This is a genomic window from Klebsiella sp. CN_Kp104 (genome assembly GCF_040064515.1).
GTDB classification, from domain to species: domain Bacteria; phylum Pseudomonadota; class Gammaproteobacteria; order Enterobacterales; family Enterobacteriaceae; genus Klebsiella; species Klebsiella aerogenes.
On sequence record NZ_JBEAII010000001.1, the window covers coordinates 274,700 to 289,000 of the forward strand.

Sequence of the window (14,301 nt, forward strand, 5' to 3'; positions counted from 1 at the left end):
TAAAACGTTTTAATTATTTTGCCTGCTTTCATCGTTAATACTGGCGGTTCACATCGGCCTGGTACGGTAAGGCGGTCATCGCGCCTTTGGCGGTGGTCGCCAGCGCGCCGCAGGTTTGCGCCAGCGCGACGATCGGCTCCAGCGCGGCGACATCTTCAGGGAAGCCGTGAGCGGCGAGACTGGCGAGTAGCCCGGCAACAAAGGCATCGCCGGCTCCGGTGGTATCAACGCTGACCACCGAACGGGCCGGGAAGTGAATATGCTGTTGCTGGAACAGCGCCTGCACCCCGGCTTTTCCTTGCGTGATTAACAGCAGTTTTGGCTGAAAGCGCTCGCGGAACCGCGCAATACCGCGGGCAATATCGTCGCTACCGCTGATAAAGGCCAACTCCTCTTCCGACAGTTTCACCACGTCAGCCAATGCCAGCGCCCGGTCGAGACAACGCCGTAACAACTGGGGATCCTGCCACAGATCGCTGCGGATATTAGGGTCGAAGCTGACGCTGCCGCCGGTATGTTTAATCTTTTCCATCGCCGCGAAAGCGCTGCTCCGGCTGGGCTCGGCGCTGAGAGCGATAGAGCAGACGTGCAACCACTGGCCGGCCTCAAATGGCGGGAGATCGTCTGGTTGTAAAAAAAGATCGGCGCTTGGACGGACCATAAAGGTAAAGGTGCGTTCGCCGTGTTCATCCAGCGCTACCACGACGGTTGAGGTACGTTGTGCGGGATCTAAAGAAAGATGGCTGATATCCACGTTCTCCTGGCACAGCGTCTGACGCATAAAATGGCCAAAAGGGTCGTCGCCGACCCGACCAATAAACCCGCTATTGCCGCCAAGCCGCGCGACGCCGACCGCGACGTTAGCCGGTGCGCCGCCCGGGCACTGTAATAAACGACCATCGCCCTCAGGCAGCAGATCGACGACCGCATCCCCGAGTACCCATACTTTACTGGTCATACTGATATTCCTTTTAGCTAAACTTTATTAAACCGGTTTAGCTAATTTAAACATAACCGAAAATCCAACGGAACGAGGAAGTGATGAAAATGCGAACGGCAACGATGAAATGTGATCCAGTCGAGATATTGCACCTTTCGTGCTAGCTATTTTTTCTTTACTACAGCTTTGCAAATGAACGTGTCATTTTTCCCTACCAATAATAGGGGGAGGGGGGGGCGCCAGGACGATAGGGGCTTATTGTCGGAGAAAAAATCCTCATATACCTATTTATTAATATTCATTCGCCGTTGTTGGGTGGTTTAAAAATATATTCATGATGGTTTACGGGAGAGGGTGAGACCATTAATTACTTCTCATTTTTTATTATTTTAACGTGGTAATAAGCTCGTTTCGTTAAAGGAATGTTAGAAAAGAAACTCGGGAAAAAATACCCATTTGGGGTAATGCACCAGGCGGTAAATGTTATAAAAAATTTATCCGTATCTGGCGAAGTTGAGCCACAAACAGGCGCGGAAAAATAGCGCCAGGCGTCCCGACTGAGGGTAAGTTGCGCGCATCTTGTACAATTCGTTGAGCCGAAAAAACAGGCAGCCTCAGACTGTTGCTGTTCGATTTTTATACGTTTTCCGTAGGTGCTATCAGGGTATTAGATCTAATATCCTTGTATTACACCATGGTTATTTTTTATCGTAAAAACTAATGATTTACGTTGAATTTAACGCTCGTTCAGATTTTTATTCTTCAATTTTTATAATGTTATTTTTTTGTTCTAAATGTGCCAAATAAAACTAATTGCAATGGTTTATAACACTTTTTTTAAGGTAATTCATTTACTTGTGATCGTTAAATGATCGAATGTTGGTTATAAAGTGATCGAAATGAGGCGTTGTTACCGGTATTATTTTTTGTTTTTGTGATCGATGTCTCATTATATTCAAAATTTCCCCATACTTAATTGTGTGTGCTAATGATTCGGGAGTAGAGTTGCGCCGCCTTAAGAATATTCTTATAGAATTTCTAAAAATAGTTTCATGGCAATTCAACTCTCTCGAAGCAAATTCTTTACATCCTCCACTCCAGTTTGCACCTGTAACAAACTATTAACAGTGGGGTGAGTTTGACGATTAGCTGAATTTTTAGCTATCGCGAGTGAGCGTTTTAATTGCCGTCTTGGGGAAATAACTGAGGTCACGGGCGATTAAGTATCACGCCCCGTGTATGTTTTCTAACATGGCTTATCGGGATAGGGATTATGGGTACCTCCGAATTACTTAAGCATATTTATGACTTCAACCTGTCGTATTTATTTTTAGCACAGCGGCTGATCAACGATGAAAAAGTATCCGCAATGTTTCGTCTGGGAATTGACGAAACCATGGTTGATACCCTGGCGCAACTGACGTTACCGCAGATGGTGAAACTGGCTGAAACTAATCAGCTGGTGTGCAATCTGCGCTTCAGCGACCATCAGACTATCGAGCAATTGACCAAAGAGTCGCGCGTTGATGACCTCCAGCAGATCCATACCGGTATCCTGCTTTCCAGTCACCTGCTGCAAGAGCTCCGCGCCAAAGAAGGCGCTGCAGCGAAGAAAAGTGTTTGATAATGGCTGAGAAAAGTATTGTTCAGGAAGCGAAGGATATTCAGCTCGCCATGGAGCTGATTTCCCTCGGCGCGCGTCTGCAGATGCTGGAGAGTGAAACTCAGCTCAGCCGCGGGCGCTTAATTAAACTTTACAAAGAGCTGCGCGGCAGCCCGCCGCCGAAAGGGATGCTGCCGTTCTCGACCGATTGGTTTATGACCTGGGAGCAGAATATTCATTCGTCGATGTTCTACAACGCCTATTTGTTCCTGCTGAAGAGCGGCAAATGCAGTGGAGTAGAAGCGGTGATCAAAGCCTATCGCCTGTACCTCGAACAGTGTCCGCAAGAAGCGGGCGAAGCGCCGCTACTGGCGTTGACCCGAGCCTGGACGCTGGTGCGCTTTGTTGATAGCGGTATGCTGCAGCTCTCTGCCTGCAACAACTGCGGCGGCTCATTTATCACCCACGCGCACCATCCGCAGCACGATTTCGTCTGCACGTTATGCCAACCGCCTTCACGCGCCGTAAAAAGACGTAAACTTTCTCCGCAACTGGCCGATATAACCTCTCAACTGCTGGACGAGCAGGCTAAACGCGTCATGTAAGCCGTCGTTCCGACGACTTACGGCAATCCATTTCGACGTGTAATACGCAGGGGCGGTATGCCGCCCCCCATTCCCCGCCTGGTTTACGCCAAGGCGCGTTTGCCTCGCCCGCCATCCACATTGTTAATTTGAGGTATGCGTGTGCTAGTGATATTGGGTTATCTCGTGGTCCTGGGAGCGGTATTTGGCGGCTATTTACTGGTGGGCGGCCACCTTGGTGCGCTGTACCAGCCGGCGGAATTCCTGATTATCGGCGGCGCCGGCATCGGCGCGTTTATCGTCGGCAACAACGGAAAGGCCATCAAATCCACGCTGCGGGCCTTGCCCAAAATGGTACGTCGCTCCAAATACAGTAAGGCGCTGTATATGGATCTGATGGCGCTGCTGTTCCTGCTGCTCGCAAAATCCCGTCAACAGGGGATGCTGTCGCTTGAGTTCGATATCGACAATCCTCAGGAAAGTGAAATTTTCGCTAATTATCCGCGCATCCTTGCCGATAACCATCTGGTGGAGTTCATAACCGATTATTTACGCCTGATGGTGAGCGGCAACATGAATGCTTTTGAAATTGAAGCGCTGATGGACGAAGAGATCGAAACCTTCGAACAGGAGAGCGAAGTGCCCGCCGGCAGCCTGGCGATGGTCGGCGACTCTCTGCCGGCATTTGGTATTGTCGCGGCGGTAATGGGCGTTGTGCACGCGCTGGCCTCGGCGGACCGCCCGGCGGCGGAACTCGGGGCGCTCATCGCCAACGCGATGGTGGGGACTTTCCTCGGCATTCTGCTGGCCTATGGATTTATCTCGCCACTATCCACGCTGCTGCGGCAAAAAAGCGCCGAGACCGTCAAGATGATGCAGTGCATCAAGGTGACGTTGCTCTCCAGCCTCAACGGCTACGCGCCGCAAATCGCCGTCGAATTTGGCCGCAAAACGCTGTATACCACCGAGCGCCCGTCGTTTGTCGAGCTTGAAGAGCACGTACGCCAGGTGAAAGCGCCCGCCGCGCAGGCGACGGAAAGTGAAGAAGCATGAAGCATAATCACCCGGTGGTTCTGGTCAGAAAGCGCAAATCGCACCAGCCCGCCCATCACGGCGGTTCGTGGAAGATTGCCTATGCCGATTTTATGACGGCGATGATGGCCTTCTTCCTTGTGATGTGGCTGCTGGCGATCGCCAGCCCGCAGGAGCTGACGCAAATAGCCGAATATTTCCGTACGCCGCTGAAAGTCGCCCTCACCAGCGGCGATAAAAGCAGCTCGGAAAGCAGCCCGATCCCCGGCGGCGGCGAAGACCCAACCCGTGAAGTCGGGTTAGTCAGCAAGCAGATCAATACCGCGGATAAACGTGCCGAAGAGCTACGGCTAAACAAACTGCGTGACAAGCTCGATCAGTTGATTGAGTCAGACCCGCGCCTGAAGGCGCTACGTCCGCATCTGCTGATCAACATGATGGACGAAGGACTGCGCATTCAGATTATCGATAGCCAGAATCGGCCGATGTTTAAAACCGGTAGCGCTCAGGTTGAAAGCTATATGCGCGATATCCTGCGAGCGATTGCGCCAATCCTCAATGATTTGCCGAACAAGATAAGCCTCGCCGGGCATACCGATGACATCCCCTACGCCAGCGGCGAACGCGGTTACAGCAACTGGGAACTGTCGGCGGATCGCGCCAACGCCTCGCGCCGCGAACTGATCGCTGGCGGGCTGGCGGAAGGGAAAGTGCTGCGGGTGGTTGGTATGGCGGCGACCATGAGCCTGAAACAGCACGGCGCTGATGATGCCATCAACCGCCGCATTACCGTACTGGTGCTTAACAAAGAGACCCAGCAGAGCATCGAACATGAAAATGGCGAAAGCAATGCGCTGGAGATTAGCCAGCCGGATACGCTGCCAAAGCTGGTCGCGCCCGCGCCGGTTAACCGCGATTCACACCCAGAGGTGACCCCATGAGCATGGATATTAGCGCTTTTTATCAGACTTTTTTTGATGAAGCAGACGAGCTGCTGGCAGACATGGAGCAACACCTGCTGGAGCTGGATCCGCAGGCCCCCGATATCGAACCGCTAAACGCTATTTTTCGCGCGGCGCACTCGATCAAAGGCGGCGCGGCGACGTTTGGCTTTTCCGTATTGCAGGAAACCACCCATCTGCTGGAGAACCTGCTCGACGGCGCCCGGCGCGAGGAGATGCGCTTGAGCACCGAAATTATCAATCTGTTTCTGGAAACCAAAGATATTATGCAGGAGCAACTGGACGCCTATAAAACCTCGCAGCAGCCTGACGCTGAGAGCTTTGACTATATCTGCCAGGCGCTGCGGCAGCTGGCGCTGGAAGCGCAGCAGCAGGACGCGCCTGCCGCTGCGCCCGTCGTGGCCCAGCCTGCGCCGACGGCCATCGCCGGCGGTATGCGCGTGAGCTTAACCGGGCTTAAAGCCAATGAAATTCCGCTGATGCTGGAAGAGCTTGGCAACCTCGGCGAGGTTCAGGATCCGCAGCAAACTGACAATAGCCTTGAGGTGACCCTGCTGACCACCGCCAGCGAAGAAGATATTTGCGCGGTGCTCTGTTTCGTTCTTGAGCCGGAACAGATCAGCTTTACCACGCCGCCAACCACTGCCGCTAAACCATTGCCAATGACCGAAGTTGTGCCGCCGCCGGTCGCCCAACCGCAGCCTGCTGTCGTCGAGGCGCCGAAAGCGCCGAGAGCGAAGGCCAGCGAATCGACCAGTATTCGCGTGGCGGTAGAGAAAGTTGACCAGTTGATTAACCTCGTCGGCGAACTGGTGATCACCCAGTCCATGCTGGCGCAGCGCTCAGGTAACCTGGATCCGGTGACGCATGGCGATCTGCTCAACAGCATGAGCCAGCTGGAACGTAACGCTCGCGACCTGCAGGAATCGGTGATGTCGATTCGCATGATGCCGATGGAATATGTATTCAGCCGCTACCCGCGGCTAGTGCGCGACCTGGCCGGCAAGCTCAATAAGCAGGTGGAACTGACGCTGCAGGGCAGTTCCACCGAACTTGATAAGAGCCTGATCGAGCGCATTATCGACCCGTTGACCCACCTGGTGCGTAATAGCCTCGACCACGGTATTGAAGATCCGCAAACCCGTCTGGCGGCAGGTAAGTCTGAGGTGGGCAATCTCATTCTGTCCGCTGAACATCAGGGCGGCAATATCTGCATCGAAGTGATCGATGACGGCGCCGGGCTCAATCGCGAAAAAATTCTCGCCAAAGCGGCGGCGCAGGGGCTGGCGGTCAGCGACAGCATGAGTGATGAAGAGGTCGGAATGCTCATTTTTGCGCCGGGCTTTTCGACCGCGGAACAGGTGACCGACGTCTCTGGCCGCGGCGTCGGCATGGACGTCGTGAAACGGAACATCCAGGAGATGGGCGGGCACGTTGAAATCCATTCCCGCGCGGGCAAAGGGACCTCGATTCGTATTTTGCTGCCGCTGACGCTCGCTATCCTCGACGGCATGTCGGTCAAGGTCAATGAAGAGGTCTTTATTCTGCCGCTCAACGCGGTCATGGAATCGCTGCAACCGCAGGCCGAAGACCTGCATCCGATGGCCGGCGGCGAGCGGATGCTGCAGGTCCGCGGCGAGTATCTACCGCTGGTGGAGCTCTACCGGGTGTTTGATGTCGCCGGGGCGAAAACCGAGGCCACTCAGGGCATCGTGGTGATTCTGCAAAGCGCCGGCCGCCGCTATGCGCTGCTGGTGGATCAGCTGATCGGCCAGCACCAGGTGGTGGTGAAAAACCTGGAAAGCAATTACCGCAAAGTGCCGGGAATTTCCGCGGCGACGATCCTCGGCGACGGCAGCGTGGCGCTGATCGTCGACGTGTCGGCGCTGCAAATGCTCAATCGGGAAAAGCTGCTGAGCGCAGCGGCCGCATAACGACTCATCTCATCAAATTAACAGGTGCAGACCATGGCAGGATTAGCAACCGTCAGCAAATTGGCTGGCGAAACGGTAGGTCAGGAGTTTTTAATTTTTACCCTCGGCAACGAAGAATACGGCATCGATATTCTGAAAGTGCAGGAGATCCGCGGCTATGACCAGGTGACGCGTATCGCCAACACCCCGGATTTCATCAAAGGCGTCACCAATCTGCGCGGGGTGATCGTGCCGATTATCGACCTGCGGGTAAAATTCGCCCAGCAGGGCGTCTCTTATGATGAAAACACGGTGGTTATCGTGCTTAACTTCGGCCAGCGGGTGGTGGGGATTGTGGTCGACGGCGTCTCCGACGTGTTGTCTCTCACCGCCGAACAGATCCGCCCGGCGCCGGAATTCGCGGTAACGCTGGCGACCGAGTATCTCACCGGTCTTGGCGCGCTCGGCGAGCGTATGTTGATTCTCGTCGATATCGAAAAGCTGCTCAGCAGCGAAGAGATGGCGCTGGTCGATAACGTCGCCAAAAGCCACTAAGCAAAGGGGCGCGCCCGGTCGCGCCCGGTAAAAATAGTCCCCGCCTGGCATAAAGTTCCCCTCTCGTACGCCGATAACCCTTTCAGTCACATACGTAAAGCCTGACCGTTCAGGCTTCCAGGAAGGGGAAACATGTTTAATCGTATTAAGGTCGTCACCAGTCTCTTATTAGTGCTGGTGCTATTTGGCGCATTGCAGCTGATTTCAGGCGGTCTGTTTTTTTCGTCGCTGAAAAGCGATAAAGAGAACTTTACCGTCCTGCAAACCATCCGTCAGCAGCAGTTGCTGCTGAGTGAAAGTCGGGTCGATCTGCTGCAGGCGCGTAACTCCCTGAACCGCGCAGGGATCCGCTACATGATGGATACCAACAAAATCGGCAGCGGCGCGACTATCGACGAGCTGCTGGCGAAAGCGAAAGAAGAGCTGGCGCGCGCCGAGCGCAACTACACCGCCTATGAAAAAATCCCGCAGGACCCGCGTCAGGATCCTCAGGCGACGGAAAAGCTTAAGCAGCAGTATGGCATCCTGTACGGCGCGCTGTCGGAGCTGATCCAACTGCTGGGCGAGGGTAAAATCAACGCCTTCTTCGACCAGCCGACGCAAAAATACCAGGACGATTTCGAGCAGACCTATAACGCCTATCTGCAACAAAACGGCAAGCTGTATCAAATCGCCGTTGACGCTAGCAACAGCTCTTATAGCTCGGCGATCTGGACCTTAATTGTGGTCATCATCGTGGTGCTGGCGGCGATCGTCGGCGTGTGGATGGGTATCCACCATATCCTGGTGCGCCCGCTGAACCGCATGATTGAACACATCAAACGGATCGCGTCCGGCGACCTGACCCAGCCTATTCCGGTGACCAGCCGTAATGAAATCGGCGTACTGGCCGCCAGCCTCAAGCACATGCAGAACGAGCTTATCGAAACGGTAAGCGGCGTGCGTCAGGGGGCGGATGCCATCTATAGCGGCGCATCGGAAATCGCCGCCGGGAATAACGATCTTTCTTCGCGCACCGAACAGCAGGCGGCATCGCTGGAAGAGACCGCCGCCAGTATGGAACAGCTGACAGCGACGGTGAAACAGAACGCCGAAAACGCGCGTCAGGCCAGCCAGCTGGCGCTGAGCGCCTCCGAAACCGCGCAGAAGGGCGGCAAAGTGGTGGCTAACGTGGTGGAAACCATGCACGACATCGCCAGCAGCTCGCAGAAAATTGCCGATATCACCGGCGTTATCGATGGTATCGCCTTCCAGACTAACATCCTGGCGCTTAACGCCGCGGTAGAAGCGGCGCGGGCGGGTGAACAAGGTCGCGGCTTCGCGGTTGTGGCGGGTGAAGTCCGCAACCTGGCGCAGCGCAGCGCCCAGGCGGCCAAAGAGATCAAAGCGCTGATCGAGGACTCGGTCAACCGCGTGGATATGGGCTCGGTACTGGTGGAAAGCGCCGGCGACACCATGGGCGATATCGTCAATGCGGTCACCCGTGTGACCGACATCATGGGCGAAATCGCCTCTGCTTCCGATGAACAGAGCCGCGGTATCGACCAGGTCGGCCAGGCGGTAGCGGAAATGGATCGCGTCACCCAGCAGAACGCCTCGCTGGTGGAGGAGTCGGCCTCGGCCGCCGCCGCGCTGGAAGAGCAGGCCAGCCTGCTGACGCAGTCGGTTGCCGTCTTCCGCCTGAAGTCGGAAGGGCAGGAAGAGTATAAAGCGCCGGCCAGCAATAAAACCGCGCCTGCCGCCATCGCTACGCATAAAAAAACCAGCGCCAGCGACTACCAGGATAACTGGGAGACGTTCTAACGGGTACCGGCCGCCGCATCCCTACACGCGGCGGCCTCTCTTGCGTTGTAAGCCGGCCGAGACCGGCTACCAAGGAGATTGCTATGTTTAACCGAATCCGTATCTCTACCAGTCTTTTCCTGCTGCTGATCTCCTTTTGCATCATGCAACTGATCAGCACCGGGCTCTCTTACGTCGCGCTACGCGCCGACAACCACAATCTTGAACGTATTACCGTCAGTAGCCAGCAGCGCGATGCGCTTAGCCTAAGCTGGGTATCGCTGCTACAGGCGCGAAATACCCTTAACCGCGCCGGTACCCGCGCGGCGCTGAAGGTGCCGCAGGAGCAGGTGGATGCGCTGATGGGCGGCGCCCGCAGCTCGCTGCAAAAAGCCGATCTCTATTTTAACCAGTTCCTCGACACGCCTCGCGCGGATGAGCAGGAACAGCAGTTGGCCGATGCCACGCGCGATAGCTACGAGAAGCTACGCGGCGCGCTGCGCGAACTGATCGTGTTCCTCGAAAATCGCAACCTGCAGGCCTTTATGGACCAGCCGACGCAGAAAATACAGGACCGCTTCGAGGCCGACTTTGTGCAATATCTGCAGCTGGCGAAGGCGACGACCGATGAAGCCAGTGCCTCCAGCCAGCAGGCCTACGGCTGGTCAATCTGGTTGGTTGCCGGGGCGGTGCTGATGCTGCTGGTGGTCACCCTCAGCGCGATGTGGTGGCTGCGAACCATGCTGGTGCAGCCGCTGAATATTATTCGCGGCCATTTCGAGCGTATCGCCAGCGGCGATCTTTCCGCACCGATTGAGGTCTATGGGCGTAACGAAATCAGCCAGCTATTTGCCAGCCTGCAGCGCATGCAACAGTCGCTGATTGGTACCGTCGGCGCGGTGCGCGACGGTGCGGAGTCGATTCTTATCGGCCTGCAGGAGATTTCAGAAGGCAACAACGATCTCTCCTCGCGCACCGAACAACAGGCGGCTTCGCTGGAAGAGACCGCCGCCAGTATGGAGCAGCTAACGGCGACGGTAAAACAGAATGCCGATAACGCCCGCCAGGCATCGCAGCTGGCGCGTGATGCCTCCTCCACCGCCGCCAAAGGCGGCGAGCTGGCGGATGATGTGGTCACCACGATGCACGACATCGCCAACAGTTCGCAAAAAATCGGCGCGATTACCAGCGTCATCGACGGCATCGCCTTCCAGACCAATATTCTGGCGCTTAACGCGGCGGTGGAGGCGGCGCGCGCCGGTGAGCAGGGGCGCGGCTTTGCGGTGGTGGCCGGTGAAGTACGCAACCTGGCCAGCCGCAGCGCCCAGGCGGCAAAAGAAATTAAGCTACTGATCGACGAATCCGTTAGCCGCGTCAAACACGGCTCGGTGCTGGTGGAAAATTCCGGCGCCACCATGCAGGACATCGTGCGCTCGGTCACCCGGGTGACCGACATCATGGGCGAAATCGCCTCCGCCTCCGATGAGCAGAGCCGCGGCATCGAGCAGGTGACGCAGGCGGTTACCCAGATGGATCAGGTGACGCAACAGAACGCCGCCCTGGTGGTGGAATCGGCTTCCGCCGCCGCTGCGCTGGAAGAGCAGGCGATTACCCTCGCTGATGCAGTGGCGGTATTCCGTCTGGCGGACGACAACTTCGTCGCGCCGGAAACCTCATCCACGGTAAAGGAGACCCTGGATTGTCAAACCGCATAAACCGCTCGTATTTTGCCGGTGAGTCGGCATGAAGCAGACGACATCAACCGCGGCGCGTGAAAGCGGATCGGCGCTGGCGCAGATGGCTCAGCGTCTGCCGCTCTCCGACGCGCATTTTCGCCGCATCAGCCAGCTTATCTATCAGCGTGCCGGGATCGTGCTGGCGGCGCATAAGCGCGAGATGGTGTACAACCGGCTGGTGCGCCGTTTGCGTCTGCTGGGCATTCATGATTTCGGCGACTACCTGGCGCTGCTGGAAAGCGACCCGCACAGCGCCGAGTGGCAGGCGTTTATCAATGCGCTGACCACCAACCTGACGGCCTTTTTTCGCGAGGCGCACCACTTTCCGATTCTGGCGGAGCATGCGCGCTCGCGTCCCGGGAACTATAGCGTGTGGAGCACCGCCGCCTCGACCGGCGAAGAACCTTATTCCATCGCCATTACGCTCGGTGATGCGCTCGGGGAACGTGCGGGCAGTTGCCAGGTCTGGGCCAGCGATATTGACACCCAGGTGCTGGAGAAAGCGGAAGCGGGGATTTATCGCCATGAAGATCTGCGCACTCTGACGCCAATCCAGATGCAGCGTTATTTTCTGCGCGGCACCGGGCCGCATCAGGGGCTGGTGCGCGTGCGTCAGGAGCTGGCGGCGCGGGTCAACTTCCAGCCGCTGAATCTGCTGGCGGCGGAGTGGGCGCTGCCGGGGCCGTTCGACGCGATTTTTTGCCGCAACGTGATGATCTATTTCGATAAACCGACGCAGGAGCGCATCCTGCGCCGCTTTGTCCCCTTGCTTAAACCGGGGGGGCTGCTGTTTGCCGGTCACTCCGAGAATTTCAGCCAGATCAGCCGGGATTTCTACCTGCGTGGACAGACCGTATATGGGCTGACCAAGGAGAAGTGATGAGTAAAATCAGAGTGTTATGTGTTGATGATTCGGCCCTGATGCGCCAGTTGATGACCGAGATCGTCAATGGCCACGCCGATATGGAGATGGTGGCGGTGGCCCCGGACCCGCTGGTCGCACGGGATCTGATCAAAAAATTTAACCCACAGGTGCTGACGCTGGACGTCGAAATGCCGCGCATGGACGGCCTCGATTTCCTCGAAAAGCTGATGCGCCTGCGGCCGATGCCGGTGGTGATGGTTTCATCGCTGACCGGTAAAGGTTCGGAAATTACCCTGCGCGCGCTGGAGCTGGGGGCGGTGGATTTCGTCACCAAACCGCAGCTCGGGATCCGCGAAGGCATGCTGGCCTACAGCGAACTGATAGGCGAAAAGATCCGCACCGCCGCACGGGCGCGGCTGCCGCAGCGCGCCAATGACCAGCCGCCGGCCATTTTAAGCCACGGACCGCTGCTGAGCAGCGAGAAGCTGATCGCCATTGGTGCTTCCACCGGCGGCACCGAAGCGATTCGTCAGGTGCTACAACCGTTGCCGGCCACCAGTCCGGCGCTGCTGATCACCCAGCATATGCCGCCGGGATTTACCCGCTCGTTTGCCGAACGGTTGAATAAGCTGTGCCAGATCACGGTGAAAGAGGCGGAAGAGGGCGAACGCGTGCTCCCGGGACATGCCTATATTGCGCCTGGGGATCGCCATCTGGAACTGGCGCGTAGCGGCGCTAACTATCAGGTCAAGTTGCACGACGGCCCGGCGGTAAATCGCCATCGTCCCTCGGTGGATGTGCTGTTTCGTTCGGTGGCCCGCCACGCCGGGCGCAATGCGGTGGGGGTGATCCTCACCGGCATGGGCAACGACGGCGCGCAGGGGATGCTGGAGATGCATCGCGCCGGGGCCTATACCCTGGCGCAGAGTGAGGCGAGCTGCGTGGTGTTCGGCATGCCGCGCGAGGCCATCGCCAGCGGTGGGGTCAACGAAGTGGTTGAACTGGAGCGCATGAGCCAACGCATGCTGGCGCAGATCGCCGGCGGCCAGGCGCTGCGAATTTAAATTCACGCCGCCGGGAAGTCCCGGCGGCGTGGTGTGAAGTGAGTTAAAAATGACACTGTTCAGGGGTAGTAATGGCAGATAAGAATCTCCGTTTTCTGGTCGTCGACGACTTTTCCACCATGCGTCGTATCATCAGAAATTTGCTTAAAGAGCTCGGCTTCAACAATGTCGAAGAGGCGGAAGATGGCGCGGACGCGCTAAATAAGCTGCGGGCCAGCAGCTTTGATTTCGTGGTCTCCGACTGGAACATGCCTAACGTTGACGGCCTGGAGCTGCTGCAGACCATTCGTGCCGATGCCGCGCTGGCGGCGATGCCGGTATTGATGGTGACGGCGGAAGCGAAAAAAGAAAATATTATTGCCGCCGCGCAGGCAGGCGCCAGCGGTTATGTGGTGAAACCTTTTACGGCGGCGACGCTGGAAGAAAAGCTCAACAAGATTTTTGAAAAATTGGGCATGTAAGGAGAGGGCGATGAGAGAGATTCCAATGCCTGCCAGCGATGCAGCGACCGCGGGAGAGATAATCTCCCGTATCGGCCAGCTCACCCGTATGCTGCGCGACAGCATGCGCGAGCTGGGGCTCGATCAGGCAATTGCCCAGGCGGCCGAGGCGATCCCGGATGCCCGCGACCGTCTTGATTACGTTGTCACCATGACGGCGCAGGCGGCGGAACGGGCGTTGAGCTGCGTGGAGGCGGCGCAGCCGCGCCAGGCCGAACTGGAGTCCGGCGCCAGCGCGCTAAAATCGCGCTGGGATGAGTGGTTCGCTAACCCGATCGAACTGGACGACGCGCGCGCGCTGGTGACCGACACCCGTGAGTATCTGGATCAGGTGCCGGGCCATACTTCCTTTACCAACGCCCAACTGATGGAAATCATGATGGCGCAGGATTTCCAGGACCTGACCGGTCAGGTTATCAAGCGCATGATGGACGTGGTGCAGGAAATTGAAAAGCAGCTGCTGATGGTGCTGATGGAAAACATGCCGGAACCGCCGGTGAAAGAGAAACGGGCCAACGATAGCCTGCTCAACGGCCCGCAGCTTGACCAGAACGGCGTCGGCGTCATCGCCAACCAGGCGCAGGTTGACGATCTGCTCGATAGTCTCGGTTTCTGAATATGACGGGGCGCAGTCGCTGCGCCCCTGCCGCCTTTCCCTCATCCATGAAATAACCCCTCTTTTTCGCCGTTGTTCCGCCAATGACTTCGCTATTTTTTTGGCATGCTGACCGCCATTCTTTACCCTCCCGACACAGGAACTGCAGG

At 56.8% G+C, this 14,301-nt stretch carries 13 protein-coding genes; 12 read left to right on the forward strand and 1 reads right to left on the reverse strand.

Features of this window, described 5'->3' with window-relative positions:
* Nucleotides 1–34: 34 nt before the first annotated feature.
* Complete coding sequence (locus ABLU80_RS01250) at nt 35–958, reverse strand: aminoimidazole riboside kinase (protein ID WP_348849603.1); 924 nt, start codon at nt 956–958, stop codon at nt 35–37.
* A gap of 1,255 nt (nt 959–2,213) precedes the next feature.
* Between ABLU80_RS01250 and flhD the strand changes: the two genes are divergently transcribed.
* The 12 genes from flhD to cheZ all read left to right on the forward strand — a co-directional run bounded on the left by flhD (nt 2,214) and on the right by cheZ (nt 14,152).
* A complete protein-coding gene (flhD, locus tag ABLU80_RS01255; RefSeq protein ID WP_015367348.1) occupies nt 2,214–2,564 on the forward strand; it encodes a flagellar transcriptional regulator FlhD in 351 nt (116 codons plus the stop codon).
* 2 nt (nt 2,565–2,566) lie between these two features.
* The gene (flhC, locus tag ABLU80_RS01260; protein ID WP_015367347.1) at nt 2,567–3,148 is read left to right on the forward strand and encodes a flagellar transcriptional regulator FlhC; all 582 of its coding nucleotides are present in this window, start codon (nt 2,567–2,569) and stop codon (nt 3,146–3,148) included.
* 141 nt (nt 3,149–3,289) lie between these two features.
* Entirely contained in the window at nt 3,290–4,180 is an 891-nt protein-coding gene (motA, locus tag ABLU80_RS01265; protein ID WP_015704927.1) for a flagellar motor stator protein MotA, read from the forward strand.
* Nucleotides 4,177–5,100: a flagellar motor protein MotB gene (gene motB / locus ABLU80_RS01270; protein WP_015367345.1), complete on the forward strand. Its 924-nt coding sequence runs from the start codon at nt 4,177–4,179 to the stop codon at nt 5,098–5,100. Before motA ends, motB begins: the two co-directional genes overlap by 4 nt.
* Nucleotides 5,097–7,055 carry a chemotaxis protein CheA gene (gene cheA / locus ABLU80_RS01275; protein WP_348849604.1) on the forward strand — a complete coding sequence of 653 codons (1,959 nt, stop codon included), beginning with the start codon at nt 5,097–5,099 and terminating at the stop codon, nt 7,053–7,055. Before motB ends, cheA begins: the two co-directional genes overlap by 4 nt.
* Before the next feature lie 33 nt (nt 7,056–7,088).
* Nucleotides 7,089–7,589 (forward strand): chemotaxis protein CheW, encoded by a 501-nt coding sequence (gene cheW, locus ABLU80_RS01280; protein WP_015367343.1) that lies wholly within the window; start codon nt 7,089–7,091, stop codon nt 7,587–7,589.
* A 132-nt stretch (nt 7,590–7,721) separates the two neighbouring features.
* Nucleotides 7,722–9,392 carry a methyl-accepting chemotaxis protein gene (locus tag ABLU80_RS01285; RefSeq protein WP_032711322.1) on the forward strand — a complete coding sequence of 557 codons (1,671 nt, stop codon included), beginning with the start codon at nt 7,722–7,724 and terminating at the stop codon, nt 9,390–9,392.
* Between the two features lie 83 nt (nt 9,393–9,475).
* Complete coding sequence (locus ABLU80_RS01290) at nt 9,476–11,086, forward strand: methyl-accepting chemotaxis protein (protein WP_032714190.1); 1,611 nt, start codon at nt 9,476–9,478, stop codon at nt 11,084–11,086.
* A 28-nt stretch (nt 11,087–11,114) separates the two neighbouring features.
* On the forward strand, nt 11,115–11,987 hold the full coding sequence (cheR, locus tag ABLU80_RS01295; RefSeq protein WP_015367340.1) for a protein-glutamate O-methyltransferase CheR: 873 nt from the start codon (nt 11,115–11,117) through the stop codon (nt 11,985–11,987).
* Nucleotides 11,987–13,036, forward strand: coding sequence for a chemotaxis response regulator protein-glutamate methylesterase (locus tag ABLU80_RS01300; RefSeq protein WP_015367339.1), 1,050 nt, complete (start codon nt 11,987–11,989; stop codon nt 13,034–13,036). The genes cheR and ABLU80_RS01300 overlap by 1 nt, the downstream gene beginning before the upstream one ends.
* Before the next feature lie 71 nt (nt 13,037–13,107).
* Nucleotides 13,108–13,497, forward strand: coding sequence for a chemotaxis response regulator CheY (cheY, locus tag ABLU80_RS01305; protein WP_015367338.1), 390 nt, complete (start codon nt 13,108–13,110; stop codon nt 13,495–13,497).
* A gap of 10 nt (nt 13,498–13,507) precedes the next feature.
* Nucleotides 13,508–14,152, forward strand: a complete 645-nt coding sequence (gene cheZ / locus ABLU80_RS01310; RefSeq protein ID WP_015367337.1) for a protein phosphatase CheZ — start codon at nt 13,508–13,510, stop codon at nt 14,150–14,152.
* Nucleotides 14,153–14,301 lie beyond the last annotated feature (149 nt).